The following is a 16,233-nucleotide window of genomic DNA, read 5'->3' on the forward strand; positions in this document are numbered from 1 at the left end:
AGCGAATCACACACAATCTCATGGCTACACCGATCCTCTTCACTCTTGGTATGGCCTTTATTGTAAGCCTGTCAGGTTGCCTATCACCCATCGCTCTTCATAAAGCCGTATTGGAATACGACCGGACGGTCAACCGTGTGGAAGCCGAACTGCTGCTCCTGAATATTGCCCGTGCCCGTCAATACCATCCGATCCACTTCACGACGGTGTCCAGCGTCGCGGCCACCTTCGACTTTCGCACGGAGGCCGGCATCCTTGGTCGAATCGGTCCTTCGCCGGAAGATGCGCCGGTGGAGGTGGGATTCAGCACGAGTGTGGCAGAAAATCCCACGGTCACCATTATTCCCATATCCGGAGAAGAATTTACCAAACGCATTCTCAGGCCGCTGGACGAATCCCAGTTTGAATTTCTGGTTCATCAAGGGCTGGACATCAATATGCTCCTCCGGTTGATGGCCCGTGGTGTGCTTGTAGAAGAGGAAGGCACGTCCGTCACCCTCTTAAATAATCCCACTCACACAGATGATTACCGGCAATTCCGCCAACGACTTCTCCACCTGGCGGCGCTCAATCAATCCGGCCATCTCTTTATTCAGCCGTTATCGTATGAAGAAGCCTACCCTGTCGCGCTGGACCGTGCACTCACGCCGGTGGAGGTCGTGGCCGTTCTGGAGAAAGGGTACCGGTGGGTGCGGCCGGAGAAATCTTCAACTCCCATGCTGATGCGCAAGATACTCGGACGCCTCGTCGTCACCAATTACAATCCGAATACGATGAGCAGTGACACACGCCGGGTTTTGAATGAAACGATCAATCAGGACCCTCGGGACTGGGTCTACGTGGATATCCAGCCGGGATCTCCAGGAGGTAATTATCCCTTTCAGGGACGTATCATGCTCAGAAGCTTCAATGCCATTCTCGGGTTTATCGCCAGAGGGATCGGAGAAGATCCTGAATTTCCCGTCGATGCGGATCCCCGAACCGATACGATCGGCCCCAACCCGGCCCGTACGTTGGAAATTGCCGAAACCACTTCCCCACCGAACGATTCGGATTTCTCGGTGGAACTGGAAGGACGCCATTACTCGTTACGACGTGTCCCCGTGACGCAAGGAATGGTCCCAAGCTGGAACCAGGAAGCCTTCAGCGTTCTAACTAATCTATTTCAAATGACCGTCACCGACGTATCCAATACGAAAACCCCGTTGATCACGATTCCCAAGGGCGAATAATTTTCTCATTTCCACGCCCGACCTAATCACCCTTCTATTGTTTTTTCATTTCCCGGTTTCATCCGTCCGTCATTCTTATGGTCGTTTTCAGGAGTACTCTATGCACGTTGCCATACAACGGAACACGTGTAGGGGTTCATGTGAAACAGAACACGGGTATGTCGGACTAAGGGGCGACACAAGAGATGAATGTATCGGAACGATGATTCATCTCACCCACACCAACACATACAGGAGGTTTCCATGAACACATTCGCACAGCGGCTTTCTATTCGTCGGACGATCGGAATGGCGGTACTCGGGCTTGTTCTTATGAGTGCATCCCAAAGCTTTTCAGACATGACGGTGTCCACCACGAAATTCGAAGGGATCAAAGCCAACACGGGAATGGCCATGCTGACCAAAGAAGGCAAGACCAACACCTTGTCATGGTCGAAAGATTTTAAAATCCCCGATGCGCCGGCTCCTCATTGGCAGGTGGTGGATTCAAACGGGAATACCTTTATGCTGAATCGTCTGGTCATCAAGGGCGACAAGCAAAATAAATCCATTACCGTCCCGTCGTATGTCAAAGATATCGCCAAAGTACAAATCTGGTGCGCGTACGCTGAAGTGTTGCTCGGGGAAGCCTCCTTTCCAAAGCCAATGGCCATGGACAGTTTCGATTGGTTCAACCCGGCATAAGGCCCGTGAAGAGTTTCCTGCTCCGTGATTCACGGAGCAGGAAATTTTCATCCTTTTACATTGGGGAGCTCGATACATGCTTACGACACGCACCATTCTCGCATGCCTCTGTCTTGTTGTGCTGACCACTCCGGTTCATGCGCAATTACTGGTGAAAAAAACTCTGTCGCTGGACGCAGCCAAAAAGGTGGCCGCGGCTGCAGAGGCCGATGCCAGGGCCAAAAAAGCACGCGTCGTCATCGCTGTGGTGGATGAAGGCGGGCACCTTCTCCTGTTGGAACGACTGGATGACACCCAGGTGGCCAGCGTGGATGTGGGTATCGGGAAAGCACGAACGGCTGCGATCTTCCGGCGCCCGAGCAAAGTCTTTGAAGATCAAATCCGCAACGGACGAGTGGCGGCGCTGGGCCTTCCCGGCGTCACGGCCTTACAAGGCGGCATACCCATCATCGTCGATCAGCAGGTGATCGGAGCCATTGGCGTCAGCGGAGAAACTCCACAACAAGATGAGGACATTGCCGTCGCCGGCGCACGGGCGTTGGCCGTCCCCTGAGAAGGCCAATCGGAGTTCACCATCCGGAACACGTTCACGGCAGGATGCGGCAAGTAAAATCCTATATGCATTAATAAGGAGAACGACGATGAACCGGTTCATGCTCACTTCAATCAGTCTGGCCTCTGGAATCATTCTGAGCTTCGGTCAGACCGCTGCAGATGCCCAGGTTTCGGATAAGCGAACGCTCACGCTGGCGGGCGCTCACACCGTGATGAACGGTGCGGTCGAGGCGGCCAAAAAGATGAATGCCCCCGGCGGATCGATTGCGATTGTCGATGATGGCGGAAACCTTCTGTGCTTGGAACGACTGGACGGGACGTTCGCCGCTTCCTCGAATATCGCCATCGGGAAGGCACGAACCGCAGCCTTATTCAAAAAACCCACCAAGATCTTTGGAGAAGCCATTAACAAGGGGCGAACGACCATGGTTTCCCTCAATGACTTTACTCCCTTGCAAGGAGGCGTTCCGATCCAATGGGAGGGAACCGTGATCGGGGCAATCGGAGTGAGTGGCGCGGCCAGCGCTCAACAAGATGAAGAGTTGGCGATGGCCGGCGCGGAAGCTCTTGATGGGATGAGTCCGTCATTGACACCCGCGTCCCAACTGCTACCCGTCACATTTATCGCCAGTCATGAGGTTCATAAAGCGTTCTCCAAAGGCGCCGTGCTGGTGGGTAAAGAAGAAACGATGATGCATGCCGACCGGAATTATATGGTGCATGCCAGCCATCGCGAAAAAGCCGGGATGGCGGAGATACATGAATTGGATACCGATATCGTGTACGTCCTTCAAGGCACGGCGACACTGGTCACCGGCGGCCAGGCGATCGACGCGAAAATCACCGCGCCCCATGAACTTCGCGGATCGTCTATTGAAGGGGGAGAGACCCGTCATCTGGTAGCAGGCGATGTCATCGTGATTCCCCATGGCGTCCCTCACTGGTTTCAGGAGGTTCAGGCGCCTTTTGATTACTACGTTGTCAAAGTCAGGTAACCACAACACTGTTTCTGCAAACGGAGATTCATCATGTCGGCATACTGGCACATATTCATCTTACTGACGGTTTTCGTATGGCATTCCGCCTGGCTCCCTTCTGCCTGGAGCACAACCTCGGTATTGAATAAGCGGCCGGATGCGATCATAGATCTTATGACCGAGGAGGGCGTCCAACTGGTGAAGGGACAGTGGCGATATCAGGATACCTCGCTGGTGGAAGTCACGCATCCAGGTCCCGGCGTGGATTTGGGACCGAGCGGCCCTCCAATCCGCACGTTCGATGTGTTGCCTCATGCCGGCGTGAAGGAGTTTGACGATTCGTCCTGGCAACCTATTCCGGCACCGGGTTTGGAAACCAGACGAGCCACAGGAAAATTGTGCTTTAACTGGTACCGCATCAACCTCACCATGCCCGAACGGATCGGAACCTTCAACACCGCAGGATCAACGGCCGTGTTTGAAATCGTGATTGACGATTATGCGGAAGTCTGGGTGGACGGCAAACTTCCCCTGGTTCTCGGCCAATCCGGAGACCACCTCATTCAGGGTTTTAACGCTCCCAACCGTGTCGTGCTTTCCCGCCATGTGCAACCCGGCCAGACCATCCAACTCGCCGTGTTCGGAGTGAACGGTCCCTTATCCAATCCTCCCGGAAATTTCATATGGGTTCGATCGGCGACGCTTGATTTTTATCAGGCATTCCGGATCGAACAGAACAAAGAATTTGTCGGGAACGTGGTCCGGAAGGATCCGGCCCTCGATGCCATCGTCTCCCCCGAAACCAAACTGGAAAAACTCGCCTCAGGCTTCTCGTTTACCGAAGGTCCCGTATGGGTACCCAAAACCGACAAGACCGACGGGTATCTGTTGTTCAGCGATCCCAACGACAACACGATTTATCGCATGACGGCGGAAGGCACGGTTTCCGTCTTCAGGGTGAAGAGCGGGTACTCCGGTTTCAATATCGGTGAATACCATCAGGCAGGCTCGAACGGACTCGCCTTGGATCACCAGGGACGACTGACCATCAATCAACACGGGAATCGCCGTATCATCCGGGTTGAACCACACGGGAATATCACCGTCCTCGCGGACCGGTATGAGGGGAAGCGGCTCAACAGCCCGAATGATCTGGTGTATAGATCCGACGGGTCGCTTTACTTCACCGATCCCCCATTCGGCCTTCCCAATGCATTCACCGATTCCCGGAAGGAACTGCCCTATAGCGGGGTATTCCGTTGGCATGAAGGGAGGCTTCAATTGGTGGCCAACGACTTACGCGGACCCAACGGCCTTGCCTTCTCGCCGGATGAAACATATTTATATGTCGACAATTGGGATCCCGAGAAAAAAATCATTATGCGCTATGACGTGCAGCCAGATGGGACATTGTCGAACGGACAGGTGTTCTTTGATATGACCCACGCCACCGGGGAGGATGCCCTTGACGGGTTAAAAGTGGATCAGCAGGGAAATGTGTATGCGACCGGACCCGGCGGATTATGGATCCTTTCGCCCGAAGGCAAACACCTCGGAACCATTCAGGGACCTGAAAATCCTCATAACATGGCGTGGGGTGATGACGACCGGCAGACTTTATACATCACGGCAGAATCGGGAATTTATCGCATCCGCCTGAATACCTCAGGTGCCGCGTCAAAGAAAGACCCCACATGACACCGGCACATCGTCGACCCTCCAGTCTGATGATCGTCCTCGCCCTTTTCTGGTATCTGGGATTTCCGCTTTTCGCCTTATCGGGAGACTCCATGAACCCGATGGCCGCATCCGGGATCCGCCTCATCTCACTGGACCCACGTTTCGAACACATGCTGTCGCCGGATACACCCCTGGAAATACTTGCGGAGGGGTTTACGTGGGTGGAAGGTCCGGTCTGGAGATCGGCTGACAACACGCTTGCATTCTCCGACATTCCGGACAACTCCGTGTTCATCTGGAAAGCGGGAAAACCGGCCACACGCTTGTTGTATCCCAGCGGCTACTCAGGAATGACACGATTTGGGGGTGCCGAGCCGGGTTCAAACGGATTAACGCTTGATGCCACGGGCCGATTGGTTCTATGCCAACATGGAGACCGTCGTATCGCGCGATTGGAATCGAATGGGCAACTCACCGTCCTGGCCGATCGGTATCAGGGGCGGCGCCTGAACAGTCCGAACGATCTCGTATACAAATCGAATGGCGATCTGTATTTCACCGATCCCCCGTTTGGTCTACCCAAGCAATTTGACGATTCTTCAAAGGAACTATCTTTTCAAGGCGTCTACCGTCTCACCCCGCAGGGCCGTCTGGATGTGATCATCCGGGATATCGTCGCCCCGAATGGCTTGGCGTTTTCTCCCGATGAAAAAAGGCTCTATGTGACCGATGTGAATCCCAAACGTGCTGCCTGGCTCGTCTATGATGTCCTTGGGGATGGAACGGTCACGAACGGTCGGGTCTTCGCCGATGCCACACCCTGGCGGAAAGATCCGTATTTCGGACCCGATGGTATCAAGGTCGATAAGGACGGCAATGTGTGGGGAGCCCGCCCTGGCGGGATCAACACCTTTGGCCCTGATGGCGATTTATTGGGGATGATCGAAACCGGCATGCCGACCTCTAATCTGAATTGGGGAGAAGACGGCAGCATCCTCTTTATCACAGGAGGTTCCACCGTTTACCGTTTGAAAACCACAACCCGTGGTGCAATCGCTCAATCTCCTCTTCAATGAGTTTGTGTATTCAACGGCCTCCCGCCGCCGTGTTTTCACAATGCTGACCTTCCGATTATTCCGTTCATATCCGTAACAAAAACTTCGATCATCCGACCAATAGGTGAAAATAAACGAATAACCTTTTGGACCATCCGGATTAGGAATTCCCAAACACCGCCAACTCATACCGAATATTGCCCGGTGCAGACCCGGCTCACAAAAAGGAGGATCACATCATGGCCACGATAACTGCAACAACCAGCCTGACCCATAAAGTGGATATCGGACAGACGATCACCAGGATGGGAATATTTCTGACGAGATTGGGCCTCGTCATCGTTTTTCTTTGGATCGGTGCCATGAAGTTTACCGCCTATGAAGCTCAGGCCATTCAACCGTTGGTGGCCAACAGCCCGTTCATGAGTTGGCTGTATGGTCTCTTCAGCATCCAGGCTTTCTCGAATGGTTTAGGAGTGCTGGAAATCACCATCGGCTTGATGATTGCCGCCAGAGAAATTTCCCCGCTGGTGTCTGCAATCGGGAGCGCGTTCGGCGCCGTATTATTTTTGGGCACACTGAGTTTTATGGTTTCCACGCCTCCGGTGTGGGAAGCCACTCTGGGTGGGTTCCCGGCCTTGTCAGTCGCACCGGGGCAGTTTCTTTTAAAGGATCTGGCTCTCCTGGGAGCCGCCATTTGGATATGTGGGGAATCTCTGGAGGCCATGAAAAATCGATTTGCATAAGTCCGGAAGGAGACCAACGGCCCCGTCACAAGATAAAGGAAATCATCATGGTAACCTGCGATCAATGCCGACATTCTGTGACATTTTACGAATGGCATTCCAAACAGAACCTTTGCGAACATTTACTCTTAGATGTTTTATCCAGCTCCCAATGCCTCTCATACCCTCGGCCACGGTTTTTCACCCGCATCCCCGAGCAGACGGCCGCCTAGGATCCTGGAGCACAGAGAAGGAGATTGTCCCCTTTCTGTGCTCCACTCCGTGAATCCTCTTCTTAATTTCCCCCAAATCCTTCAGCCTTTGGCGATCGGGTTTTTTCCTTACACGGCCCTTGGAATAAAAATCTCCGGACCCATTCCACTGTAATATTCTCACGCGACATCGGACAAAGAGTGGACATTGATCCGTCACCAATCACAGCATAGGCGTTGAGGAAACGTTGATGACCTCGTCCATCTTAATCAATAACATCTCCCTTTTCCGGCTGCTGAAATGGACGGTTGGTTCAATAATCGTTCTGTCCCTGGTATTCATGCTCCCTTTCGAGGGGTTGTCCATTCTCTCGTCCGGCACGCTGGAGCACCACTACGCACATGTCCGGACCTTTTCTCATGATCATTATGCGTTGAGCGTCATGTTGTATATCGGTCTGTATTGTTTCCTGGCGGCACTGTCTCTTCCTGGAAAATTGATGCTCACCCTTGCAGCCGGACATTTCTTCGGAACGGTATTGGGCACCGTGTATATTCTCTGGGGAGCCACGACAGGAGCGGCTCTGGCATTTTTAGGAGCACGATATGTCTTTCGGGAGGCGGCACAGGAGACATTCACCCACCGCCTTCCCGCCTTTCATCACACCCTGAAGTCCAAGGCATTTTCCACACTCCTGATTCTCCGGCTGCTTCCTGTCGTACCCTTTACCATCTTAAATCTGTTGGCCGGTCTCACGCCCATCACGTTCAACACATTCTTATGGGCTACCGTGATTGGCATTCTCCCATGCGCGCTCTTCCTCTCCTATTTGGGAAGCCAAATGGCTCACCTGTTGCCGGTATCCGATTGGGCACCTGATTCTCTGATTCTGCCTGTATCGGGTCTGGCATTACTGGCACTCATTCCACTGGCCTATCTATCTTTCACTTGTCAGAAAAAATTTGTCGAGGCCGGAGCATCTTCCGGTCGCCCGGTATCCCGGTCTTTCAGGCCTGACCATTCCAAGATCACAGCTATACACCCCTAACGGCATTTTCACGACGAGGCACCTATGTCCAACTCCAATCATTATGATGTCATCATTATCGGAACCGGAGCCGGCGGAGGCACACTGGCGTATCGACTGGCCCCGACAGGGAAAAAAATTCTTCTGCTGGAGCGAGGGAATTATCTCCCGCGTGAAAAGGATAATTGGAATTCCCGCGCCGTCTTCGTGGACAGTAAATATAAAGCCAGGGTGACCTGGAAAGACAAACAGGGCCACCCATTCCATCCCGGCATTCATTACTATGTGGGAGGCAACACGAAGGTCTATGGAGCTGCCCTTCTCCGCTTCCGGCAGGAGGATTTCGGCGAAGTCAAACATCACGGCGGCGTATCTCCTGCCTGGCCCATCCAGTATCAGGATTTGGAACCCTATTATACGGAGGCCGAACACTTGTACCACGTGCATGGCCGACACAGTGAAGATCCCACCGACCCTCCGGTCAGCGCCGATTACCGCTATCCAGCCATGCGTCACGAACCCCGAATCCAGGAATTGCATGAAGACTGGCAGCGATTGGGTTATCGCCCCTTTCATTTGCCGGTTGGCGTCATGTTGGATGAAGAACGACCCTCTCAGAGCCGATGCATCCGGTGTAATACCTGTGACGGCTTCCCGTGCGTCATGAATGCCAAGGCCGATGCCCAGGTTGTTTGCGTGGATCCTGCTCTTCAACATTCCAATGTCACACTGCTGACTCAAGCTGAAGTCATCAAACTGGATACCAACGCTTCCGGCAGATCAGTCACGTTCGTTCACGCCAAGTGCGGTGAGGCGCTTCGAACATTCTCCGCGGATATGGTGGTGGTAGCCTGCGGCGCCATCAACTCGGCGGCACTGCTGTTGCGATCGGCCAACTCCCAACATCCTCATGGCCTGGCCAATTCATCGGGTGTGGTGGGACGCCATTATATGTGCCATAACAATTCCGTCATGCTGGCGATTTCCAAGCGGCCCAATCCGACGCAATTCCAAAAAACAATCGGATTGAACGATTTTTATTTTGGCTCTCCGGATTGGCATTTCCCCATGGGCCATATATCCATGGTGGGAAAACAGGATCTGGACATGCTCAAATCCGGCGCACCAGGCTTTGCACCAGGGATGGCCTTGGATGTTATGGCCAAACATTCTTTGGATTTCTGGATGACCTCCGAAGATCTTCCGGACCCTGATAATCGCGTCGAAGTGGATCGAGACGGTCAGATCACCCTGCGCTATAAGGACAATAATCTGGAAGGACACCGAAGGCTGGCGGCAACCCTCAAGGGCATGCTGAACCGGATTGGATGCGAGGAACGGCTGCTCCCCTCACACCTCTATCTTGGCAAAAAAATTCCCATTGCCGGCACGGCCCATCAATGCGGCACCATTCGTTTCGGTTATGACCCTACGACGTCTGCCCTGGATATCAACTGCCGGGCCCATGACCTGGACAATCTCTATGTGGTCGACGCCAGCTTTTTCGTCTCCAGTACCGCGGTGAATCCATCCCTCACGATTATGGCCAATGCCCTGAGAGTTGGTGACCACATTAAGGAGCGTCTCCAAGCATGAACGTCTTGATGTCCCTCCGACGTACCTTTGCCCTCTGCCTGTTCGTATGGCACTTCGGAGTATTCGCCTGGGCCGCGCCATCGGCACCCGGCATTACGGCCGTCGACTCCGTGGGAATGACGGTTCAGGAGATGGACCGCTCCATGAAGTTTTACACCGAGGTCTTAACCTTTGAACCCGTCTCCGATGTGGAAGTCTGGGGATCTGAATACGAACAGTTCCAGGGCATTTTCGGCCTCCGCATGCGCGTGGTTCGCCTGAAACTTGGCGAGGAGTGTATTGAACTCACCGAATACCTGACTCCCAAGGGTAAACCTATCCCACCGGACTCACGCAGTCACGACCATTGGTTCCAGCATGTGGCCATTATCGTTCAGGACATGAACCAGGCCTACCACTGGTTGCGGCAGCACCAGATACGTCATGTTTCTACGGGCCCCCAGCGGCTACCTGACTGGAACCCGCAAGCAGGCGGAATTCGGGCTTTCTATTTTCAGGATCCGGACGGGCATGTCCTGGAAATCCTTCAATTTCCGCCAGGAAAGGGACAAAGCAAATGGCACCAACCCACCGACCGGCTGTTTCTGGGTATCGATCATACCGCCATCGTCGTCAAAGAAACGGAGGCCAGTTTACGAATGTTTCGTGATACACTAGGATTACGCGTCGTGGGGGAAAGCGAAAATTATGGAACAGAACAGGAACATCTCAACCAGGTGTTTGGCGCACGACTTCGCATCACCGCTCTTCGGGCAATCGAGGGACCCGGAATCGAGTTCCTGGAATATCTAAGCCCCAACGACGGACGATCGATGCCGGAATCTGAACGCCCGAACGATCTGTTTCATTGGCACACGCGACTGGTCACGACACAAATGCCCGCCCTGATTCGCCAGCTCACAATGATGCGAACCCCGTTTCTTTCCGGTGGGCCCATCACCCTCCCCTCGCCAACCTTTGGATTTGCCTCAGGCCTCCTGATCCGCGATCCAACAGGGCACGTCCTGCAAATCGTCCAACGATAATCACGAACGCATCTAGCATAGGGAGCCTCGTCCAATGCCCAAAGCCCCGCTCCACCTGACAAAAGAAGAAGCACGATTAGAGGAAGCCAAAAAGCGCACCGTGCATTGGAAACGGTGGGGACCCTATCTGAGTGAACGCCAATGGGGCACCGTTCGTGAGGATTACAGCCCCCACGGGAACGCCTGGGAATACTTCTCTCACGACCAGGCCCGCTCACGCGCCTATCGGTGGGGCGAGGATGGCATCGGTGGCATCTGCGACCGCCACCAGCAGATTTGCTTTGCGCTGGCGCTCTGGAACGGAAAAGATCCGATTCTGAAGGAACGCTTGTTTGGCTTGACCGGGAACGAAGGCAATCATGGGGAAGACGTCAAAGAGTATTACTTTTACCTGGACTCCACACCGACGCATTCCTACATGAAGTTTTTGTATAAATATCCCCAACACCCGTTTCCCTATGCCCAATTGATCGAAGAAAACCGGAAGCGGGGCAAACACGATTGGGAATATGAGTTGATGGACACGGGTGTGTTTGATGACAACCGGTATTTCGACGTGTTTATCGAATATGCCAAAGCCACACACGAAGACATCCTGATCATGATTACTGCTCATAACCGGGGGCCTGACGCCGCGGAGCTTCATGTGTTGCCGACCATCTGGTTCCGCAACACCTGGTTCTGGACGCCGCATGCGCCACGTCCCACTCTCAATCGGGATGAAGACCTTGGCGATGCGCAGGCCATCCACCTGGACCATGAACAATACGGGTCGCGATGGTTGTTATGCGAAGGCACACCGGACATGCTCTTTACCGAAAATGACACCAATACACAGCGACTGTATGGGGTGCCCAACGCCGGCCCCTACGTCAAAGACGGGATCAATGACTATATCGTCGCCGGCACACAAGGGACAGTGAATCCGCAACAAGTGGGAACGAAGGCTGCGATCCATTATCATCCCTTGATTGCTCCCGGACAAAGCATCACCTACCGACTGCGATTGACCAACCTCCCTCCGACCGAGGGCCAGTTGGGCGAAGAATTTGAAACCCTTTTCCCGGCGCGCCAACAGGAAGCGGATGAATTTTTTGCCAAACGACTCGGAACGTGCCATTCCGCCGATGCCCAAAATGTTCAGCGTCAGGCATTTGCGGGGATGCTGTGGAGCAAACAGTTTTATCATTTTGACGTGCGCACCTGGCTTGCCGGCGACCCCACAGGACCGTCGCCTCCCGCAGGGCGAAAAGATGGCCGGAACACGGATTGGAAGCATCTCTATAATGAAGACATTATTTCCATGCCCGACAAATGGGAATATCCGTGGTTTGCCGCCTGGGACCTTGCCTTTCATTGCGTGCCGTTGGCTCTGGTCGATCCCGATTTCGCGAAGGACCAGCTCCGGTTGCTGGTACGCGAATGGTACATGCATCCCAACGGTCAAATTCCGGCCTATGAGTGGGCGTTCGGCGATGTGAATCCGCCCGTCCACGCCTGGGCCACCTGGCGGGTGTATAAAATTGAAAAACGCATCAGGGGCAAAGCCGACCGGGTGTGGTTAGCCAAGATATTCCATAAACTCCTGCTGAACTTTACCTGGTGGGTCAACCGGAAAGATGCCGATGGCCGGAATATTTTTCAGGGAGGGTTCCTCGGACTGGATAATATCGGCCTTTTCGACCGGTCCGCGCCGCTTCCCACCGGCGGATATATCGATCAATCCGACGGCACCAGCTGGATGGGCATGTATTGCCTGAATATGCTGGCCATTGCCCTGGAACTGGCACGACACGATCCATCTTACGGCGATGTGGCCAGCAAGTTCTTTGAACATTTTGTCTACATCTCGCACGCCATTAATCACATCGGGGAAGGCAATCACGAAGCCTCCCTCTGGGATGAGACCGACGGCTTCTATTATGACATGCTGCATTTTCCGGACGGCCACCATCAACAAATGAAGGTCCGGTCCATGGTGGGATTGATCCCGCTCTTTGCCGTTGAAACGTTGGAACCGGAAGTGGTGGATGCCTTGCCGGGCTTTAAACGGCGCCTGTTGTGGTTTATCGAAAACCGCCCGGAATTCCGGCGTCATGTCTGTTCAACCAGCCTGCCGGATGGAAGTGTTCGTCGGATGCTCTCCATAGTGGATCAGGAACAACTTCCTCGCGTCATGAAGTACATGCTGGATGAAGAAGAATTTCTCTCCACGTATGGCATTCGAGCCTTATCAAAATACCATCAAGACCACCCCTATGTGCTCCATGTGAATGGAGATGAACATCGCGTGGATTATGAACCGGCCGAATCCAAAACAGGGTTGTTCGGCGGCAACTCCAATTGGCGGGGACCGGTTTGGTTTCCGGTCAATTTTCTGCTCATCGAATCATTACAAAAGTTCCATCATTTCTTCGGCGATCAGCTCACCATGGAATGCCCGACCGGATCAGGATCGCAACAAACTTTGTGGCAAGTCGCGGCGGAACTATCCCGTCGTCTCAATCGTCTCTTCCTTCGTGATCCTTCCGGGCATCGACCGGTCTTCGGGGGAGTCGCCAAGTTTCAACAGGATCCGCATTGGCGGGATTACCTGTTATTCCATGAATATTTTCACGGAGACAATGGGGCGGGATTAGGCGCCAGCCACCAAACGGGCTGGACCGGACTTGTCACCAAACTGTTGGAACAATCAGGAGAATAGGACCATGCCTTCCACGACAAAGCCGTCAGACCGCAGGCCAACCCTGTCCCGGAGCGCACCAGCCTGGCCACAGGTCGTGGATGTTGGCAGAGAAATTTGCGGCGATTTGTGGCTGTCCGAACGGCGGGAATGGCTCGTCACTAATGGCATCGGAGGGTTTGCCTCCGGCACCGTGGCGGGTTCCCTGACCCGACGGTATCACGGCCTGCTCATTGCCGCCCTCAAGCCACCCCTCGGACGCACCTTGTTGGTCAGCAAACTGGAAGAAACTGTGGAGTACCAGGAACAAATCGTTCAGCTCTCCACCAACCATTGGCATAGCGGAACCGTGGCGCCAGCGGGATTTGTCTTCCTGGAACGCTTCCGCCTGGAAGGCACGACACCGGTCTGGACGTTTGCCATCGGGGACGCATTAGTCGAAAAGCGCATATGGATGGAACCCGGTGAGAATACCACGTACGTGCAGTACGCCTTCACCAGAGGATCGCTTCCGATTCGCCTCAATCTGCGAGCCTTCATCAATCACCGGGACTACCATGGCATCACGCTGGACACTCTTCATGAATTTTCAACCACCGCCATCCCGCATGGACTCCAGATTCTACCCGCAGAAGGTTCTCCGTTTATCCTGTCCGCATCGGGAGGATCGGTTGAAGCCGCCAATATGTGGTACCACAATTACGATCTGCCGCTCGAACGCGAACGGGGACTTCCCGATCGGGAACATCATCTGCACATCGGCACATGGAACATCGACTTGAAACCGGGCGAAGTGATCACCTGGATGGCCAGCACCCGTCTTAAGCCGTCCAGACCCGCTGCTTCGTGTTTCGAATTACGCCGACGCCATGATATGGCATTACTCCAATCGGAACCTACGGTAAAACAATCGCCCCAGGGTTGGCCGGACTGGATCCAACAGCTCACACTGGCCGCCGATCAATTTATCGCCTCACGCCCCCTGGCAACTCATGACGCCGGTCATACCATCATTGCCGGGTATCACTGGTTTGGGGATTGGGGCCGGGACACGATGATCAGCCTGCCGGGACTCACCCTGACCACCAGGCGCGTTGACATCGCTCGCAGCATTCTGTCGACGTTCGCGCAATATGCCAATCAAGGCATGCTGCCCAATCGTTTCCCCGATGCGGGGGAGGAACCGGAATACAACACCGTTGATGCGACGCTCTGGTACGTCGAGGCCGTCCGTCAATATGTGGACGCCACCGATGATCGCACCTTTCTCAAAACGATCTTTCCCGTGCTTGTCGAGATGCTGGCGTGGTACCGCAAGGGCACCAGGTTTGGAATCGGTATGGATCCCGCCGATCACTTACTTCATGCCGGAGAGCCGGGCGTACAGCTCACCTGGATGGATGCCAAGATCGGAGACTGGGTCGTGACTCCGCGGGTCGGCAAACCTGTCGAGATCAATGCGCTGTGGTACCAAGCCTGGCTGACCTTGGGCCAATTGGCCAGGACCATGAAAGAGCCGCACGAGGAATTTCTACAAACAGCCAAGGCCATCCACACATCCTTTCAACGGTTCTGGGACGAACGATTACACCGCTGTTATGACGTGGTGGACGGACCGCATGGCCATGATCCGGCCCCACGACCCAATCAATTGTTCGCCGTGTCCCTGCCAAACAGTCCGCTCACCTACAAACAGCAACATGCTGTCGTGGATTATTGCGCCCAACATCTCTACACATCGTATGGGTTACGCAGCCTGGGACAGGAAGATCCCCAATACGTAGGACAGTATGAAGGAGATACCCGGCAGAGGGATGGCGCCTATCATCAAGGCACCGTGTGGGGCTGGCTACTTGGTCCTTTTGTGCTGGCACACTTTCGGGTCTATCGCAATCCCGAAGCTGCTCGATCGTATCTTGCACCGATGGCTCATCATCTCAACGATTACGGACTGGGAACGCTGGGAGAAATTTTTGACGGCCAACCTCCGTACGCTCCACGTGGCTGCATCGCCCAAGCCTGGACCGTGGCCGAAATCCTCCGCGCCTGGCATCTCATTCACACGTCCACCAACAAGCATAGAACAGAAAACCATACGCCCCAAAAATAAAGTGCTCTGGTCCAATTGAGACTTGTCATTCTGAGGCCAGGCCGAAGAATCTGTGCCCAGCCTGAAGATGTAACGACTCAAAGGGATCCTTTCATTTTCCGCAGATGCCCCTTTCACCACTTGTTTTCTCTCACACATCCATCCTCCAATGTTCCCCAATAATAGAGACTTAAAGAATTTGAAGATAATGGATGTTTTATCTATAGTGGCGTACACAACTGGCGGGAGGCACTGTCATGGTAGCGGTCTCATTTCGCTGGATCGTGGCGGACCAGATGCAAGAAGGACGGCCAGCCGCCAATACAATCGCGTTCGATTTCCAACACACCGGCAATGGCTTTGTTCAGAAGCCTCTCCGTAACCACAAGATAATCTCATTCCTCCAAACCATCCGGATCGGCCCTTGGCGGGCAGAAACCGGGCGTTCCAAATTCCTTCGTTCCTCGTCGGTCGAGCGAATGGGGGCGTCCATTCATGCTCGCATGGGCCACACCTCCATCTTCAGATAGCCGAAAAAGGAATACTTCAAACGTCACGACAATAAACATTCCCTACATTCGTACAGTTATGTGGAATAGTTATGGCCCTTCCTTTCCTACCGATTGATCTTTTTTTTCGAACCGAAACGTATGGGCGAACCGCGCATGACTTGTACGAGCAGGGCAGTAATC

General features: G+C 54.0%; 13 protein-coding genes. All 13 read left to right on the forward strand.

The window, feature by feature from the left end; genetic code table 11:
* Window positions 1-20 precede the first annotated feature (20 nt).
* The 13 genes from PQG83_RS10335 (at window position 21) to PQG83_RS10395 (ending at window position 16,071) form a co-directional block, all read left to right on the forward strand.
* The gene (locus tag PQG83_RS10335; RefSeq protein ID WP_312749092.1) at window positions 21-1,232 is read left to right on the forward strand and encodes a hypothetical protein; all 1,212 of its coding nucleotides are present in this window, start codon (window positions 21-23) and stop codon (window positions 1,230-1,232) included.
* A 243-nt stretch (window positions 1,233-1,475) separates the two neighbouring features.
* Complete coding sequence (locus PQG83_RS10340) at window positions 1,476-1,916, forward strand: hypothetical protein (RefSeq protein ID WP_312749093.1); 441 nt, start codon at window positions 1,476-1,478, stop codon at window positions 1,914-1,916.
* A gap of 76 nt (window positions 1,917-1,992) precedes the next feature.
* Complete coding sequence (locus PQG83_RS10345) at window positions 1,993-2,469, forward strand: GlcG/HbpS family heme-binding protein (protein ID WP_312749095.1); 477 nt, start codon at window positions 1,993-1,995, stop codon at window positions 2,467-2,469.
* Between the two features lie 88 nt (window positions 2,470-2,557).
* Window positions 2,558-3,466 carry a heme-binding protein gene (locus PQG83_RS10350; protein WP_312749096.1) on the forward strand — a complete coding sequence of 303 codons (909 nt, stop codon included), beginning with the start codon at window positions 2,558-2,560 and terminating at the stop codon, window positions 3,464-3,466.
* A 33-nt stretch (window positions 3,467-3,499) separates the two neighbouring features.
* Window positions 3,500-5,146, forward strand: a complete 1,647-nt coding sequence (locus PQG83_RS10355; RefSeq protein ID WP_312749097.1) for an SMP-30/gluconolactonase/LRE family protein — start codon at window positions 3,500-3,502, stop codon at window positions 5,144-5,146.
* Complete coding sequence (locus PQG83_RS10360) at window positions 5,143-6,204, forward strand: SMP-30/gluconolactonase/LRE family protein (RefSeq protein WP_312749099.1); 1,062 nt, start codon at window positions 5,143-5,145, stop codon at window positions 6,202-6,204. The genes PQG83_RS10355 and PQG83_RS10360 overlap by 4 nt, the downstream gene beginning before the upstream one ends.
* A 218-nt stretch (window positions 6,205-6,422) precedes the next feature.
* Window positions 6,423-6,929 carry a YkgB family protein gene (locus tag PQG83_RS10365; protein ID WP_312749101.1) on the forward strand — a complete coding sequence of 169 codons (507 nt, stop codon included), beginning with the start codon at window positions 6,423-6,425 and terminating at the stop codon, window positions 6,927-6,929.
* 442 nt (window positions 6,930-7,371) lie between these two features.
* Window positions 7,372-8,169, forward strand: coding sequence for a TVP38/TMEM64 family protein (locus tag PQG83_RS10370; RefSeq protein ID WP_312749103.1), 798 nt, complete (start codon window positions 7,372-7,374; stop codon window positions 8,167-8,169).
* Between the two features lie 24 nt (window positions 8,170-8,193).
* Window positions 8,194-9,744 carry a GMC oxidoreductase gene (locus tag PQG83_RS10375; RefSeq protein WP_312749105.1) on the forward strand — a complete coding sequence of 517 codons (1,551 nt, stop codon included), beginning with the start codon at window positions 8,194-8,196 and terminating at the stop codon, window positions 9,742-9,744.
* Complete coding sequence (locus tag PQG83_RS10380) at window positions 9,741-10,769, forward strand: VOC family protein (RefSeq protein WP_312749107.1); 1,029 nt, start codon at window positions 9,741-9,743, stop codon at window positions 10,767-10,769. Before PQG83_RS10375 ends, PQG83_RS10380 begins: the two co-directional genes overlap by 4 nt.
* 34 nt (window positions 10,770-10,803) lie before the next feature.
* Complete coding sequence (locus PQG83_RS10385) at window positions 10,804-13,473, forward strand: MGH1-like glycoside hydrolase domain-containing protein (RefSeq protein WP_312749109.1); 2,670 nt, start codon at window positions 10,804-10,806, stop codon at window positions 13,471-13,473.
* 4 nt (window positions 13,474-13,477) lie between these two features.
* On the forward strand, window positions 13,478-15,562 hold the full coding sequence (locus tag PQG83_RS10390; protein WP_312749111.1) for an amylo-alpha-1,6-glucosidase: 2,085 nt from the start codon (window positions 13,478-13,480) through the stop codon (window positions 15,560-15,562).
* Window positions 15,563-15,798: 236 nt separating this feature from the next.
* Entirely contained in the window at window positions 15,799-16,071 is a 273-nt protein-coding gene (locus PQG83_RS10395) for a hypothetical protein (RefSeq protein ID WP_312740614.1), read from the forward strand.
* Window positions 16,072-16,233: the final 162 nt, after the last annotated feature.

Origin of the sequence: Candidatus Nitrospira neomarina, from assembly GCF_032051675.1 — a bacterium.
In the GTDB taxonomy this organism is placed as follows: Bacteria; Nitrospirota; Nitrospiria; order Nitrospirales; family UBA8639; genus Nitrospira_E; species Nitrospira_E neomarina.

Excerpts from the sequence above, each read along its gene's own strand:
- PQG83_RS10335 (WP_312749092.1), top strand. The coding sequence starts at position 21 with ATGGCTACACCGATCCTCTTCACTCTTGGTATGGCCTTTATTGTAAGC.
- PQG83_RS10340 (WP_312749093.1), top strand. The coding sequence starts at position 1,476 with ATGAACACATTCGCACAGCGGCTTTCTATTCGTCGGACGATCGGAATG.
- PQG83_RS10345 (WP_312749095.1), top strand. The coding sequence starts at position 1,993 with ATGCTTACGACACGCACCATTCTCGCATGCCTCTGTCTTGTTGTGCTG.
- PQG83_RS10350 (WP_312749096.1), top strand. The coding sequence starts at position 2,558 with ATGAACCGGTTCATGCTCACTTCAATCAGTCTGGCCTCTGGAATCATT.
- PQG83_RS10355 (WP_312749097.1), top strand. The coding sequence starts at position 3,500 with ATGTCGGCATACTGGCACATATTCATCTTACTGACGGTTTTCGTATGG.
- PQG83_RS10360 (WP_312749099.1), top strand. The coding sequence starts at position 5,143 with ATGACACCGGCACATCGTCGACCCTCCAGTCTGATGATCGTCCTCGCC.
- PQG83_RS10365 (WP_312749101.1), top strand. The coding sequence starts at position 6,423 with ATGGCCACGATAACTGCAACAACCAGCCTGACCCATAAAGTGGATATC.
- PQG83_RS10370 (WP_312749103.1), top strand. The coding sequence starts at position 7,372 with ATGACCTCGTCCATCTTAATCAATAACATCTCCCTTTTCCGGCTGCTG.
- PQG83_RS10375 (WP_312749105.1), top strand. The coding sequence starts at position 8,194 with ATGTCCAACTCCAATCATTATGATGTCATCATTATCGGAACCGGAGCC.
- PQG83_RS10380 (WP_312749107.1), top strand. The coding sequence starts at position 9,741 with ATGAACGTCTTGATGTCCCTCCGACGTACCTTTGCCCTCTGCCTGTTC.
- PQG83_RS10385 (WP_312749109.1), top strand. The coding sequence starts at position 10,804 with ATGCCCAAAGCCCCGCTCCACCTGACAAAAGAAGAAGCACGATTAGAG.
- PQG83_RS10390 (WP_312749111.1), top strand. The coding sequence starts at position 13,478 with ATGCCTTCCACGACAAAGCCGTCAGACCGCAGGCCAACCCTGTCCCGG.
- PQG83_RS10395 (WP_312740614.1), top strand. The coding sequence starts at position 15,799 with ATGGTAGCGGTCTCATTTCGCTGGATCGTGGCGGACCAGATGCAAGAA.